Raw genomic sequence first — 13,859 nt, forward strand, 5'->3', positions numbered from 1 at the left:
ATAGTGTGGAGCCCGAGTCCACTACAGAGGAAGAGCAACCGAGCGACATGACGAATCACCCGCCGTATTCGCCACCGCCGCAGCAACCGGGATTTCGTGCTGTGCCCGGTCAGCCGGCAGCGTCCGGCTATTCTGGCCAGGGGCAGCAGCAACCGTACTCCCCGCACTATGACTGGCGTTATCCGCCGCAGCAACCGGGATTCCGCCAGCCATATGGCCAGTTCGCTGGTATGCAGCCCGGCCAGCCGGTAGCCGGTCCCCCAATGGTGCCCCCGCTTCCGGTCGGCATGCGCCAAAGGCGTTCACGCGCGGGTATGTTGGCTGCCGGTGCACTGGTGATCGCGGTGGTGTCAGCCGGTATCGGTGGCGGAGTGGCGTCACTGGTCGAGCACGGGGGGCAGCCGGCCGGCAGCGCTGCTGCGGCGGTGAATGGAACAGCTCCGAGCATGCCCGCCGCCAACGTCCCGGGGGGGTCGGTCGAGCAGGTCGCCGCCAAGGTAGTGCCCAGTGTGGTCATGTTGGAGACCGACCTGGGCCATCAGTCCGAGGAGGGCTCAGGCATCATCCTGTCGCCCGATGGCCTGATCCTGACCAATAACCACGTCATCGCCGCGGCCGCCAAGGCCGGGGCGGCTGGAGGACCGAAAACCACGGTGACGTTTTCCGATGGACGCACTGCACCGTTTACTGTGGTTGGCACCGACCCCACGAGTGACATCGCGGTGGTCCGAGTGCAGGGTGTCTCCGGGCTCACTCCGATCACCCTGGGGTCCTCGGCAAACCTGCGTGTCGGCCAACCGGTGGTGGCTGTCGGTTCGCCACTCGGCCTGGAGGGCACGGTGACCAGCGGAATCATTAGCGCTCTCAACCGTCCGGTCTCAACTACCGGCGAATCGGGCAATCAGAATACCGTGCTGGACGCCATTCAGACCGACGCCGCGATCAACCCTGGTAACTCCGGCGGCGCCCTAGTCAACATGAATGCACAGCTGGTCGGTGTCAACTCGGCGATTGCCACTCTGGGCGCCGATTCTGCCGACGCCCAAAGCGGTTCCATTGGCCTCGGCTTTGCGATTCCCGTCGACCAGGCCAAACGCATCGCTGACGAACTGATCACCACCGGCACCGCGACGCACGCCTCTCTGGGTGTGCAAGTGACCAACGACAAGGAGACTCCAGGAGCGAAAGTGGTTGACGTGGTGCCGGACGGTGCCGCGGCCGCCGCTGGGCTGCCCAGCGGAGTCACGATCACCAAGGTTGACGACAGGCGAATCAACAGCGCCGATGCGCTGGTCGCCGCGGTGCGCTCCAAGGCACCCGGCGACAAGGTGACCCTGACCTATAAGGACCCCTCAGGTGCCAGTAAGACGGTGCAGGTCACTCTCGGCAAGGCGCAACAATGACAAGAGTGGATGCGCCCTGGTCGGACTCCAGATATACGGTGGCAACCATGGAACAGCCTGCGGAGGTGGTGGGTCGAGCGCTGGTTGTCGTCGTCGACGATCGCACCGCCCACGGAGATGAGGACCATAGTGGGCCGCTGGTCACCGAGCTACTCGCCGAGGCGGGGTTCGTTGTCGATGGTGTGGTCGCTGTCGCGGCTGACGAAGTAGAGATCCGCAACGCGCTGAACACCGCTGTGATCGGCGGTGTGGATCTAGTGGTGTCGGTTGGCGGCACCGGGGTGACGCCGCGCGATGTCACTCCGGAAGCCACGCGCGCCATTCTTGATCGCGAAATCCTCGGTATCGCAGAATCCATTCGTGCGTCAGCACGCGCCGCCGGCATCACCGATGCTGCGCTGTCACGCGGTTTGGCGGGCATATCCGGCAGCACGCTGGTGGTCAATCTCGCCGGTTCCCGCTACGCGGTGCGTGACGGCATGGCGACGCTAAACCCCCTGGCCAGTCAGATAATCGGCCAATTGTCGAGCCTGGAGATTTAACGGTCGGTTCGACAGACCACCCATAGGGCCGTAGTTGCACCGCCTCACCCTGTGAATCCCTGGCGCCGATCCCCGGGTAGCAGGGACGGCCCGATCGACTTTCGTCGCCCAATTCGGGATAAAGCCTCCGGCCGTTCGCATATGGTCGTACCGTTCTTGCCGGCGGCGTCGTGTCGCCTGGAGTGGTGCTGACGAGAAGGTGGCTCAAATGTTTAAGGGGTTCAAGAACTTTCTCATGCAAGGTGACGTGATCACAGTCGCCATCGGGCTGGTCGTGGCGCTAGCGTTTTCGAACCTGGTCAAAGCTTTCACCGATAGTGTGGTCAATCCGCTCGTCGCGGCTGTTCAGCCTCACCACGCGTTCGGATTAGGTTGGCAGCTGGGTCAAGCCGGCAATAAGGTGACCTTTCTCGATATCGGCTCGTTCATCTCGGCGATCATCTACTTCGTCATCTTCATGGCGGTGATGTACTTTGCGATAGTGGTGCCCTACCGGCATATCCAAGCCCGCCGTGGCGTCACCGTCTTCGGCGACGAACCGGCGACCAAGGTCTGCCCGGAATGTCTGTCCGATATTCCCGAGGCAGCGCGAAAGTGCAAGTATTGCGCCAGCGCCCAGCCGACGTCTTGATCAAGCCTTCAATTCGCCAACGTTTCAGGTAATCAGTGCAAAGTAAGGGTCACCGCCTGGGTGAGCGTGGCACCGGCTACGGTGTTGGCGACGCCGGCCGGCAGCGCCACCAGCACCAGCCGGTTATTGTCTGCGATACGCGTTTTCTGTTGCGCTGAAACGAGAACGACCACAGCGTTGGTGGCCACCACCCGCGGGGCCGCTTGCGAGTCAGTTTCCGGCGCGGCCAGTACATCGACGATGTCGCCGGGGCGAACCACATCGACGAGAGCGCTGTCTGCCAGGTGTAGCGGCACAACGCGGGCATCGGGCCCGGCGCTGGCTTCAGCCAATCGGGTCGAGAGCACGCGCACATCGGTCAGCACCTCGCCACGGCGCGCCGGCCCAGCCAGTGTCGAACCGACCACCGCGCCCAGCTGTGCCTGTGCTCCATCGGGAATCGTTGTCGTCAAACGATTCTCGAGCCGAACATCGTCAGCGGTCAGCGCGGTCCCGGGGCTGAGATCGCGTGCGGCCACCACCACCTGCGCGCGGTCGCCCTGTGGATTGGACCGCACCGCCGCCACGCCGGCCAGCACGACGAGCCCGCCGGCCACCGCCCGCCGGACCCGCACAGAGCGGGTCCAGTCCGGGCGTAACGCCAGGGCGATCCGGCTGCGCAGCGGCGGATCCAACGTGTCGGCCATGCCGCACACCGTAGGCGTGCCACCGTCACGGCAGTAGCTGCCGAGACCGCATCTGTGGATAACTGGCTAACTGGCCGCAGCCGCTGCCGACGGCGTTGAGGCCGATGACTTCTCGCCGGACCCAGACGTTTCACTCGACGATGAGCTGTCCTTGGCGGAGCCGTTGGTCGAGCTCTTGGCCGCTTCACGGCTATCGGTGCGATAGAAACCGCTGCCTTTGAACACCACGCCGACCGAGTTGAACCGTTTACGCAGCCGGCCGGAGCAGCGCCGGCAGGTGGTCAGCGGGTCGTCGGTGAAGGCCTGTACGACGTCGAAGCGGTCGCCGCATTCGGTGCACGCGTAGGTGTAGGTCGGCACAGGAACCTCCGGGTATCTCAGCTTCGTTAGCACTCTACCCTATCGAGTGCTAGAACCGTCAACTGCACGGGCTCATTCCCGACCCGTGTCGGCGGGACATGCGCTGCCGAGGGTGAGCAGGCCGCGTCGCGGTGTGAGCGCGTGGGTCATCAAGACGTCATGGGGTTCGAACGGCAGCTCGTCGACCAGTTCTTGGTCACGGATCACGGCCACCAGCCGCGCATTCGGGTTCCGATACACCAGTGAGCGGTCGTAGAACCCGCGGCCACGGCCGAGGCGCACACCGCGGCGGTCGACGGCCAGCGCGGGAACGAGTACCAGGACGGCCTGTGCCAGCGCCGACGGCGGGAGCCAGGGTTCCGGCGGTTCCAGCAGGCCGAACCGCGCGGTGACAAGCCGTCCGGGCCGGTATTCGCCCCACCGCAATGCCAGCGGAATGTCGTCGTCGGTGGTGCGGGCAACGGGCAGCAGCACCCGCCCGGCCCGGTGTCGTAACACGTCCAGCATGTCGATCGACCCGGGTTCGGCGTTGACCGGCACATAGGCGCAGACGGTGTCGGCGCCGGTCACGATGCTGCCCATCAGATCAGTCAGCGCCTGCGCCTCGCGCGCCCGGACGTCCTCGGCAACCGAACGCCGAGCTGCCAGCAGCTGGGCCCGTAATCCCGCCTTGTCCAGGGTCGCCACGTTGTCAACCATGACAGACCGCAGTGTGCCACCGCCACGTCGGCGTGCCACCCGCGGCGGTTATGGTGTGAACAATGCCACGCTCACATGGTCCGGTCCCGCGCACCGCAATTGTGCCCGCGGCGGGTCTCGGCACCCGTTTTCTGCCCGCGACCAAAACGGTCCCCAAAGAGCTGTTGCCCGTCGTCGACACCCCCGGCATCGAACTGGTCGCCACCGAAGCCGCCGAGGCCGGCGCTGAGCGGCTGATCATTGTCACATCCGAAGGCAAAGACAGCGTCGTCGCACATTTCGTCGAAGACCTGGTGCTAGAGGGCACGCTGGAAGCGCGTGGCAAAAAAGACGTGCTGGACAAGGTGCGGCGGGCGCCGCGGCTCATCAAGGTCGAATCGGTCGTGCAGGCCGAACCGCTGGGACTGGGGCACGCCATCGGGTGCGCAGAGCCGAGACTGTCCGACGATGAGGATGCCGTGGCGGTGTTGCTGCCCGACGACCTGGTACTGCCGACCGGTGTGCTGGTGGCGATGTCGAAGGTGCGCGCCAGGCTCGGCGGCAGTGTGTTGTGCGCCATCGAGGTCACCCCTGAGGAGGTGAGCTCCTACGGGGTGTTCGATGTCGAACCGGTGCCTGACGCCGACGCTCCCGGGGTGCTGAAGGTCAACGGGATGGTGGAAAAACCCAGGCCCGAGGATGCGCCGTCGATGTACGCGGCGGCTGGCCGCTACGTGCTCGACCGCGCGATCTTCGACGCCCTGCGCCGCGTCGACCGGGGTGTGGGCGGCGAAGTTCAACTCACCGATGCAGTGGCCTTGCTCATCAAGGAAGGCCATCCTGTGCACGTCGTCGTGCACCGCGGGTCTCGACACGACTTGGGAAATCCCGGCGGCTACCTCAAAGCTGCGGTTGACTTTGCATTGGATCGTGATGACTACGGCCCGGATTTGCGGCGATGGTTGGTGGCGCGATTGGGCCTGACCGAACAGTAGCGGTCCGCCCGGCGACGACGTGGGCCGACGGCCCGGGGAGGAGCCGGGCAATCGGGTCCGGCCGGGCGGCGATGCGGGTCAAAGGCCACAGGTGCAGCCGCGAGCCAGGACGGGCCGGCGCGGGATGACAACTGGACGGCAGAAAGGCGCGCTGTGCGTTCGGTGGAAGAGCAGCAAGCGCGGGTGACTGCGGCCGCGGTGGCCCCGAGGCCGGTGCGGGTCGCGATCGCCGAGGCTCAGGGGTTGATGTGTGCCGAAGAAGTCGTTGCCGAACGCCCGCTGCCCGGGTTCGATCAAGCCGCGATCGACGGCTATGCGGTACGCAGCGTCGATGTGCTCACCGTGGGGGAGTCGGCCGGTGATCACGGTGACGACGGGGGCGGCGAGGTAGTTTTGCCGGTGATGGCGACCATCGAAGCCGGTGCGCGCGCACCCACCAGGTTGCAGCCGCGCCAGGCTGTTCGGGTGCAGACCGGAGCGCCGCTGCCCACACTGGCCGATGCGGTGCTGCCGCTGCGCTGGACCGACGGGGGGCAGTCACGGGTGCGGGTTTTGCGCGGCGTCCCGTCGGGCGCTTATGTGCGGCGTACCGGTGACGATGTGCAGCCCGGTGACGTCGCAGTGCGTGCGGGGACGATCATCGGCGCAGCGCAAGTAGGGCTGCTGGCCGCGGTAGGTCGCGAACGCGTGCTGGTACACCCCCGCCCGCGGCTCTCGGTGATGGCCGTCGGCGGTGAGCTCGTCGATATCTCACGCACGCCGGGGAACGGGCAGGTGTACGACGTCAACTCCTATGCCCTGGCCGCGGCCGGGCGCGATGCCGGGGCAGAGGTGACCCGTGTGGGCATTGTCGACAACGACCCCAAAGAGCTGCGCCAAGTGGTCGAGGGCCAGCTCAATCGGGCTGAGGTGGTAGTGATCGCCGGCGCGGTGGGAGGTGAGGCGGCCGAGGCGGTGTGCGCGGTGCTTTCTGAGCTGGGGGAGATGGAGGTTACCCGCGTCGCGATGCATCCAGGATCGGTGCAGGGCTTCGGGCAGCTGGGGCGCGAGGGCGTCCCCACGTTTCTGCTGCCCGCAAATCCGGTCAGCGCTTTGGTGATTTTCGAGGTGATGGTGCGTCCGCTGATCCGGCTGGCGCTGGGGAGGCGGCAGCCGATGCGCCGAATCGTGCAGGCCCGCACGCTGTCCCCGATCACCTCGGTGCGCGGGCGCAAGGGCTACTTGCGTGGTCAGCTGATGCGTGATCAGGACACCGGTGAGTACCTGGTGCAAGCGCTGGGAGGGGCTCCGGGCGCTTCATCGCACTTGCTTGCGACGCTGGCCGAGGCAAACTGTCTCGTGGTGGTTCCCAGTGAGGCTGAGCAGATTCGCACCGGCGAAATCGTCGATGTCGCATTCTTGGCTCAGCGCGGCTGAGCGGCACGACGGCGCACTTCCGTGAATATCTGGGGCTCGAGCTCTCGCCATCCCGGTTGGCCGATGGTGGTCGGACCGCTGCGGGTGCCGGCCGGCGTGATCCGGCTGCGGCCGGTACGCATGCGCGACGGCGCGCAGTGGAGCCGGATCCGGTTGGCCGACCGCGCTCACCTGGAGCCGTGGGAGCCCAGCGCGGAAGGCGATTGGACTCTGCGGCACACGGTTTCGTCGTGGCCCGGGGTTTGTTCGAGCTTGCGCTCAGAAGCGCGTAAAGGGCGCATGCTGCCGTTCGCGATCGAACTGGACGGGCAGTTCTGCGGTCAGTTGACGGTTGGCAATGTGACGCACGGGGCGTTGCGGTCGGCCTGGATCGGTTATTGGGTGTCCAGCGCGGCCACTGGTGGTGGCGTTGCCACCGGAGCGCTGGCGCTCGGTCTCGACCATTGCTTCGGTCCGGTCAAGCTGCATCGGGTGGAGGCCACCGTACGACCGGAGAACGCCGCGAGCAGGGCAGTGCTGGCAAAGGTCGGATTCCGCGAAGAGGGGCTACTGCGCCGGTATTTGCAGGTCGACGGGGCGTGGCGGGATCATCTGCTGGTTGGCCTCACGGTGGAAGAAGTGTACGGGTCGGTGACGTCGAGCCTGGTGCGCAGCGGCCACGCCAGCTGGGTCTGAGACCCGACCGCCGATTCGGGGCCCGCATTCGCCCGCGGGGATGCGCGGCCTCCTGGGTCCGGAACGCCCGAAAAAGTGACTGTCGGGGCAGATGTGACTCGTGGTTCTTGTCAGAAGCGAATTACAGGTGTGTAATTATCGTGTGCTTTGACCGCAGCGCTGGCACCGATCCGCATAGCGGCGATGCGGGCTGAGCGACGGCCGGAACAGCAGCCAGGTGACCCAAACCCGGCCCGGCGCGGAAAGGAGCAGGTGATGCCGAGCATCCCGCAGTCGCTGCTGTGGATTTCGCTGGTGGTGCTCTGGCTGTTCGTGCTGGTGCCGATGTTGATCAGCAAGCGCGACGCGGTGCGGCGCACCAGTGACGTGGCGTTGGCCACGCGCGTGCTCAACAGCGGCACGGGATCCCGGCTGCGCAGGCGCAACGGGCCCGCCGCCGGGCACCGCAGCGATCCTGACTGGCGGCCGGAAAACGACGGGTACGCCGACCCGGACCTCAATGAGGCGGACGACCCACCACGGGTCGCCACAGCGATCGTGAAAGCCGCGGCCGTTGCTCAGGCCCAACCTGACTATATCGATGTCGATGTCGTCGAGGAGGATTCTGGTGCGCTTCCGGCAGGGGGCGGCGATCGGCTATCCGGCGTCTGCTGCGATGAGCCGGTTGGTGACCACTTCCACTCGGCTGATCAGGTGGCCGGCACGGCGGCTCACGACCAGGGTGAGACATGTGGCCAGGAATCACACGGGCCGGAGGGAAATCAGGCCGACGCCGACGAGCCCCAGGACGTCGTTCCCGATCAGGACGCAGAAGCCCAGAGGTTCGAATATATCGAGGACACATCGGGTTTAGAAGCCGCCGAGGAGCCAGCGGCGACCGTCACTCGCACTGTCCCGCGACGTTACCGATATGAATCGAAGACCGCCGCGGCGGTGAGCGCTCGCAAATACACCTTCCGGAAACGCGTGCTGATGACGATGGCGCTGATGTTGGCGGCTTCAGCCGTGGCAGCATTCACGATTGCGCCGCGCGCCTGGTGGGTGTGCGGGGGGGTGGCCGGGGTGACAGTGCTCTATTTGGCGTACCTGCGCCGGCAGACCCGGATTGAAGAGCGGTTGCGCCGCCGCCGGATGCAACGGTTGGCGCGTGCGCGCCTCGGTGTGGAGAACAAAAACGACCCCGATATCGAGGTACTCCCGTCGCGGTTGCGGCGCCCGGGTGCGGTAGTCCTGGAAATCGATGACGACGATCCGGTATTCGAGCATCTCAACTACACGCCGGTCGCTCAAGACTACGACTTGCCGCGAGCGGCGGGACAATAGGTCGGGAGGCAGTTGCCGGGTGTCGGCGGCGTACGGTGTCAGCCGCGCTGCTGGTAACCTCTGCTAGCGACTACGGGGCTATGGCGCAGTTGGTAGCGCGACTCGTTCGCATCGAGTAGGTCAGGGGTTCGAATCCCCTTAGCTCCACCAGGGAACGTGAGGGTGAGACTATAGCGCTGCGGGACTCACTCCCGGTAGCGGGAAGTCGGTGAGAAGCGGGCGCGGTAACCCGTGTGTCCCCGGTGCGCAAGCCGTCGGCGGCAATACCGTCCCAGGCCCGGGTTTCGGCTCAAGTTCGGGCAAAACACCACGGCCTGTGGTCCATAGGCCTCGTCTGAACGATGCGACGCGCCAGCGGCGGCGTCACGGTCTTCCCGCGCGCCCGCGGCCTGGGTGTGCCACGCCGCCGCCAGCGTCAACCAGATCACACCAAACCCTGTGCCATCGCCGATAGCGAGTCGTGCAACGCAGCACATACGGGCCAGCTGCATCAGTCCAAGCATGGCGTGCCCGATAGCGTCTAGCGCAGGCGCGCCCGCCGGCATCGAGGGCTGGCCATGCCCGCCGTGCCGCCGGCGCACCGGCGGCCACAAGCCCCCAGCCCGCGCGGCGCCTTCCTTGCCGGGACCAGGGCCACGCCATAGCCTGAATTGGACTGCACCGTGCGGGGCCGCGACGGCCCGCGGCGGATGGGACCGGACCGGGGCGGTGGTTCATGGCAATGCGCTCGCCGCGAGTTCCCAGTGTGTGCTGTCACTGCGGGATGCCACGGTGGCCGAACTGACCGGCGTGCGTGCCGACGAACTCGCGTCGATGGAGCTCTTTCACGGATGCCCCGTCGAGGACTTGATGCCATTGGCGGCCAGCCTTCAGCCGCTGCGGGCCATGGCCGGACAGGTGCTGATGCGTCAAGGTGAGCGGGCCGTTTCGTTTCTGCTCATCTCGTCCGGCAGCGTCGAAGTCAGGCACATCGGTGAGGACAACGCCGTCATCGTCCAGAAGGTGGCTTCCGGCACGATCGTCGGGGAGATCGCCCTGCTGCGCGATACCCCGCGGACAGCGACTGTCACCACCAGCGAACCGTTGACCGGCTGGATCGGCGACAACGACGCGTTCGTCCGGATGCTGCATATCCCAGGCCTGATGCCGCGGCTGCTGCGCATGGTGCGCCAGCGTCTGGCAGCTTTCATCACCCCAATCCCGATCCGGCTGCGCGACGGCACCGAACTGCTGCTTCGGCCGGTCTTGCCCGGTGATAGCGAGCGCACTAGGCAAGGGCATGTCCAATTCTCCCGCGAAACGCTTTATCGACGGTTCATGGCGCCCCGCCTGCCCAGCCCGGCGCTGATGGAATACCTGTTTGAGGTCGACTACGTCGACCATTTTGTCTGGGTCGTGACCGATCCGGACGGCTATCCGGTCGCCGACGCCCGCTTCGTTCGTGACGAACACGACCCAACCACCGCCGAAATCGCGTTCACCGTGGCCGACGCCTACCAGGGCCGCGGTGTCGGTACCTTCCTGATGGGCGCGCTCTCGCTCGCCGCTCGAGTGGACGGAATCGAAAAGTTTTCCGGGCGAATGCTTTCCGATAATCTACCGATGCGTGCGATCATGGACCACCACGGCGCTGTGTGGCAACGCGACGACGTCGGAGTAGTGACCACGGTCATCGACGTACCGGACCCGCGCCGCCTGCCGTTCAGTCAGGACATGGCAGATCGAATCATCCGCGTGGCTCGCCAGGTGATCCAGGCGGTCGGCTGACATGGCGCACCTTCGGCTGCGGTGATCGTGAACCGGAGTGGTGCGGTGGTGATCGGTGCCGCGGTGGCTGTGTTGGTTGTCGCTTGCGCGTCCTCGCCGATACCGAAAACGCTGCCAACCTCTCTGCCCTCCCGGGTCAACCCCGCCAACATCAGGAGGGTCGGTGCTGACCTGCCGCGCGGCTATGAAGTCACCAAGATCACAGGCATTTCCGCGCCGAGCGGGATCTGGGGTCTCGGCGCCGGCCCGACGGCGCAACCCGCGCAGTGCGGGGTTCTCGCGGACCCGGTTCACGGACGCAGCGATTCCGCGCAAGGTGTGTCGGGCTCGGGTGCGGACGGTACCGTCTATGCGGTCGTTGCCGCGGCTCCGTCGGGCCCGCTGGTCCTGGACCGAAACCTGGTTGGCCAGTGTGCGCAATGGACTATGCGCGGCGGGAATGCCAAGGCTAACGTCCGTCTCATCGATCCCCCGCACATCGATGGCGCCGAGACTCTTGGTATGGCGACTGACACCACTACATCCGTTGAGGGTGGCATCCAAATCATTTCTCACACTTATACATTCAGTGCATATTTAGGTGACTATTACGCGTTTACGGCACTGGTAACCGAGCCCGGATCACTGCATGCACCGCTCACGCCGCGATTCGCGGCGGATCTGCTGGTGAAAACAGTGTCTGTGTTGCGCAGCTGATCACGATGCGTCGGGTAGATTGGCCGCGATGGTCAAGGCGGTGCTCACGATGGGGTGTGCGTGCTGGCTGGCCGCCTGCGCGTCCGGCAAACCGGCGGATTCCGCTGATATCGCCAGGGTCGCCGACGTAAAGTCGAGTTTCGGCCCGGAGTTCCACGTCACCACCATCGCTCCGACGGGTATTGACCCGAAGTTGTTCGGCGCCCGGAAACTGCCCGAGGGACTGCGATTCGAGCCGCCGGGCTGCGCGCAATTCGCCGCCGGGCAGGCGATGCCACCCGGTTTGCAGGGCAACATGGCTGCGGTGAGCGCCGAGGGTGACGGCAACCGGTTCATCACCATCGCGCTGGAGACCTCACAGCCGGTGCCGGTGAGCGATCCCGGGCAGAACTGTGCGAAAGTGGGTTTCACCGGGGGACAGGTGCGTGGCGTCGTCGAGGTTGTCGAAGCGCCGCAGATCGCGGGTGCCCGCACGCTGGGTGTGCACCGAGTGGTACAGACCCTCGTCGATGGAAAACCCCACACCGGCGAGCTATATGACTACTCTGCTCATTTCGGCAGATATCAGGTCATCGTCGTCGCCAATCCGCTTGTCGTTCCGGGCAAGCCGGTCGTTTCGGTCGACACGCAGCGGGCCCGTGACTTGCTGGTCAAGGCGGTGACCGCGGTCAAAAGTTGACCCGCCCGGCGGCGATGCGGGCCGCGGCATAACAGAGCTAGCGGACGTCACGTGGTCGAAACTGAATACTCACCCGTGGACCGGAGGGCGCCGACGTCTTAAGAACCGAATGCTCCCAAGTACGCTGGCACGACCCACCCATGACCAGCAGATCGCCGTGTCCCAGGGGCAGACGCAGCGAAGGACCGCCGCCGCCGCGGGGACGGAGTGCGAAGTTGCGGGACGCGCCCAGGCTGATGATCGCGACCATGGTGTCCTCCGTGCGGCCCCGGCCGATGGTGTCGCCATGCCAGGCCACACTGTCAGAGCCATCCCGGTAGAGGCAGAGCCCGACCGTGGTGAACGGTTCGCCGAGTTCGCCGGCGTAGATGTCATTGAGTCGTCCCCGCAGGAAAGCCAGCTGCGGATGCGGGGGATCCTCGCGGGTCAGATCATGAAAACTGACCAGCCGGGGTACATCGACGACCCGGTCGTACATCTGGCGGCGCTCGGCGTGCCAAGGTACGCCCGGCAGCAGCGCCTCGAATAGATCGTCGGCATCAGCCAACCAGCCGGAGCGGTACTCGATCCACGCGCCGTCACCGAGGTAGCGGCGCTCCTCGAGCTCAAACAGCGAGTCCTGCACCGGGACCAGCACGACAGCCAGTTTATCGTACATCCGTTCGACCAGGTGAGCCCGGCCGGGCCACGCGGGGCACGCAGCCAAGCCGGCTGAGGACGAGCTGCGCTGAGATTAATGGCGCTACCGTGCTAGATGTGAGCGTCACCCAGTTGGGTTCCAATTCGGAGGTCGGGACACTGCGGGTGGCTATCCTGCACCGCCCTGGCGCCGAGTTACAACGTCTGACTCCGCGCAACAACGACCAGCTGCTGTTCGACGGGCTGCCCTGGGTCGCACGCGCGCAGGAGGAACACGACGCGTTCGCGGAATTGCTGCGTTCCCGCGGCGTGGAAGTGCTGCTGCTGTCGGACCTGCTGACCGAGGCCCTGGAAAGCGGCGCAGCGCGGATGCAGGGCATCGCTGCCGCGGTCGACGCTCGCCGGCTCGGATTCCAGTTGGCGCAGGAGCTTTCGGCGTACCTGCGAGGACTCGCCCCCGCCGCATTGGCGCACGTCTTGATGGCCGGTATGACCTTCACCGAACTTCCCACAGACACCAGGACCGATGTGTCGTTAGTGCGTCTTATGCACCATGGTGCGGATTTCGTCATCGAACCGCTGCCGAACCTGGTGTTCACCCGTGATTCGTCGATCTGGATCGGTCCCCGGGTGATCATTCCGTCGCTGGCGTTGCCGGCGCGCGCACGTGAGGCGGCGTTAACTGATCTGATTTATGCTCACCATCCGCGGTTCACCGGTGTGCGCCGCGCCTACGAATCGCACACCGCCCCGGTGGAAGGTGGCGACGTGTTGTTGCTCGCACCCGGGGTGGTCGCGGTCGGCGTCGGCGAGCGGACCACACCCGCCGGCGCGGAATCCCTGGCTCGCAGCCTATTCGATGACGGCTTGGCCGATACGGTCCTGGCGGTGCCGATCGAACAAAAGCGTGCGCAGATGCATCTGGACACGGTGTGCACAATGGTTGACACCGACGCGGTCGTGATGTACGCGAACGTGGTGGACACGTTGTCGGCGTTCACGATTCAGCGCACGCTCGACGGGTTGAAGATCAGCGAAGAGGCACGGTTCATCGACGCGGCCGCCAATGCAATGGGTATCGACAAGCTGCGCGTCATTCATACCGGGCTGGACCCGGTGATCGCTGAACGCGAGCAGTGGGACGACGGCAATAACACGCTGGCGGTGGCGCCCGGTGTCGTCGTCGCCTACGAGCGCAACGTGCAGACCAATCCGCGCCTGCAGGACGCGGGTATCGAGGTGCTGACCATCGCGGCCTCGGAGTTGGGCACCGGGCGCGGCGGCCCGCGCTGTATGTCCTGTCCCGTCGCGCGCGACCCGCTATGACTTTCGCTGCGCGTCGGAAGACAGCGACGCGATGATCGGCTGC

At 65.8% G+C, this 13,859-nt stretch carries 15 protein-coding genes and 1 tRNA gene; 12 read left to right on the plus strand and 4 right to left on the minus strand.

Annotated features, from left to right (window positions below; all coding sequences use genetic code 11):
* Window positions 1-47: 47 nt before the first annotated feature.
* The 3 genes from G6N08_RS10860 to G6N08_RS10870 all read left to right on the plus strand — a co-directional run bounded on the left by G6N08_RS10860 (window position 48) and on the right by G6N08_RS10870 (window position 2,576).
* Complete coding sequence (locus G6N08_RS10860) at window positions 48-1,403, plus strand: trypsin-like peptidase domain-containing protein (RefSeq protein WP_163757198.1); 1,356 nt, start codon at window positions 48-50, stop codon at window positions 1,401-1,403.
* Window positions 1,400-1,945 (plus strand): MogA/MoaB family molybdenum cofactor biosynthesis protein, encoded by a 546-nt coding sequence (locus G6N08_RS10865; protein ID WP_163757200.1) that lies wholly within the window; start codon window positions 1,400-1,402, stop codon window positions 1,943-1,945. The genes G6N08_RS10860 and G6N08_RS10865 overlap by 4 nt, the downstream gene beginning before the upstream one ends.
* A gap of 208 nt (window positions 1,946-2,153) precedes the next feature.
* Window positions 2,154-2,576, plus strand: a complete 423-nt coding sequence (locus tag G6N08_RS10870) for a large conductance mechanosensitive channel protein MscL (protein ID WP_163757202.1) — start codon at window positions 2,154-2,156, stop codon at window positions 2,574-2,576.
* A gap of 32 nt (window positions 2,577-2,608) precedes the next feature.
* Here the strand turns inward: G6N08_RS10870 and G6N08_RS10875 are convergent, their stop codons facing one another.
* The 3 genes from G6N08_RS10875 to G6N08_RS10885 form a co-directional block, all read right to left on the minus strand.
* A complete protein-coding gene (locus tag G6N08_RS10875; protein ID WP_163757204.1) occupies window positions 2,609-3,262 on the minus strand; it encodes an SAF domain-containing protein in 654 nt (217 codons plus the stop codon).
* A gap of 66 nt (window positions 3,263-3,328) precedes the next feature.
* Complete coding sequence (locus tag G6N08_RS10880) at window positions 3,329-3,622, minus strand: FmdB family zinc ribbon protein (RefSeq protein WP_163757205.1); 294 nt, start codon at window positions 3,620-3,622, stop codon at window positions 3,329-3,331.
* Window positions 3,623-3,694: 72 nt separating this feature from the next.
* Window positions 3,695-4,321 carry a 5-formyltetrahydrofolate cyclo-ligase gene (locus G6N08_RS10885; protein ID WP_371869016.1) on the minus strand — a complete coding sequence of 209 codons (627 nt, stop codon included), beginning with the start codon at window positions 4,319-4,321 and terminating at the stop codon, window positions 3,695-3,697.
* A gap of 62 nt (window positions 4,322-4,383) precedes the next feature.
* Between G6N08_RS10885 and G6N08_RS10890 the strand changes: the two genes are divergently transcribed.
* The 8 genes from G6N08_RS10890 to G6N08_RS10925 all read left to right on the plus strand — a co-directional run bounded on the left by G6N08_RS10890 (window position 4,384) and on the right by G6N08_RS10925 (window position 11,851).
* Window positions 4,384-5,295: a UTP--glucose-1-phosphate uridylyltransferase gene (locus tag G6N08_RS10890; RefSeq protein WP_163757206.1), complete on the plus strand. Its 912-nt coding sequence runs from the start codon at window positions 4,384-4,386 to the stop codon at window positions 5,293-5,295.
* A gap of 153 nt (window positions 5,296-5,448) precedes the next feature.
* Window positions 5,449-6,711, plus strand: a complete 1,263-nt coding sequence (glp, locus tag G6N08_RS10895; RefSeq protein WP_163757207.1) for a molybdotransferase-like divisome protein Glp — start codon at window positions 5,449-5,451, stop codon at window positions 6,709-6,711.
* Window positions 6,712-6,774: 63 nt separating this feature from the next.
* Window positions 6,775-7,386, plus strand: a complete 612-nt coding sequence (locus G6N08_RS10900) for a GNAT family N-acetyltransferase (RefSeq protein ID WP_163757208.1) — start codon at window positions 6,775-6,777, stop codon at window positions 7,384-7,386.
* A 255-nt stretch (window positions 7,387-7,641) separates the two neighbouring features.
* Window positions 7,642-8,709 carry a divisome protein SepX/GlpR gene (gene sepX, locus G6N08_RS10905; RefSeq protein ID WP_163757209.1) on the plus strand — a complete coding sequence of 356 codons (1,068 nt, stop codon included), beginning with the start codon at window positions 7,642-7,644 and terminating at the stop codon, window positions 8,707-8,709.
* A gap of 74 nt (window positions 8,710-8,783) precedes the next feature.
* A tRNA-Ala gene (locus G6N08_RS10910) sits at window positions 8,784-8,859 on the plus strand.
* A gap of 621 nt (window positions 8,860-9,480) precedes the next feature.
* Window positions 9,481-10,476, plus strand: coding sequence for an acetyltransferase Pat (pat, locus tag G6N08_RS10915; RefSeq protein WP_163757210.1), 996 nt, complete (start codon window positions 9,481-9,483; stop codon window positions 10,474-10,476).
* Window positions 10,477-10,500: 24 nt separating this feature from the next.
* The gene (locus G6N08_RS10920; protein ID WP_170301300.1) at window positions 10,501-11,172 is read left to right on the plus strand and encodes a DUF5642 family protein; all 672 of its coding nucleotides are present in this window, start codon (window positions 10,501-10,503) and stop codon (window positions 11,170-11,172) included.
* A 28-nt stretch (window positions 11,173-11,200) separates the two neighbouring features.
* Window positions 11,201-11,851, plus strand: a complete 651-nt coding sequence (locus G6N08_RS10925; protein WP_163757211.1) for a DUF5642 family protein — start codon at window positions 11,201-11,203, stop codon at window positions 11,849-11,851.
* Window positions 11,852-11,888: 37 nt separating this feature from the next.
* On the opposite strand, the gene G6N08_RS10930 is transcribed toward G6N08_RS10925, so the two are convergent.
* Window positions 11,889-12,488: an alpha-ketoglutarate-dependent dioxygenase AlkB gene (locus G6N08_RS10930; RefSeq protein WP_218033372.1), complete on the minus strand. Its 600-nt coding sequence runs from the start codon at window positions 12,486-12,488 to the stop codon at window positions 11,889-11,891.
* A gap of 119 nt (window positions 12,489-12,607) precedes the next feature.
* Between G6N08_RS10930 and arcA the strand changes: the two genes are divergently transcribed.
* On the plus strand, window positions 12,608-13,816 hold the full coding sequence (gene arcA, locus G6N08_RS10935; RefSeq protein WP_163757214.1) for an arginine deiminase: 1,209 nt from the start codon (window positions 12,608-12,610) through the stop codon (window positions 13,814-13,816).
* Window positions 13,817-13,859: the final 43 nt, after the last annotated feature.

It is taken from the genome of Mycobacterium botniense, from assembly GCF_010723305.1.
In the GTDB taxonomy this organism is placed as follows: Bacteria; Actinomycetota; Actinomycetes; order Mycobacteriales; family Mycobacteriaceae; genus Mycobacterium; species Mycobacterium botniense.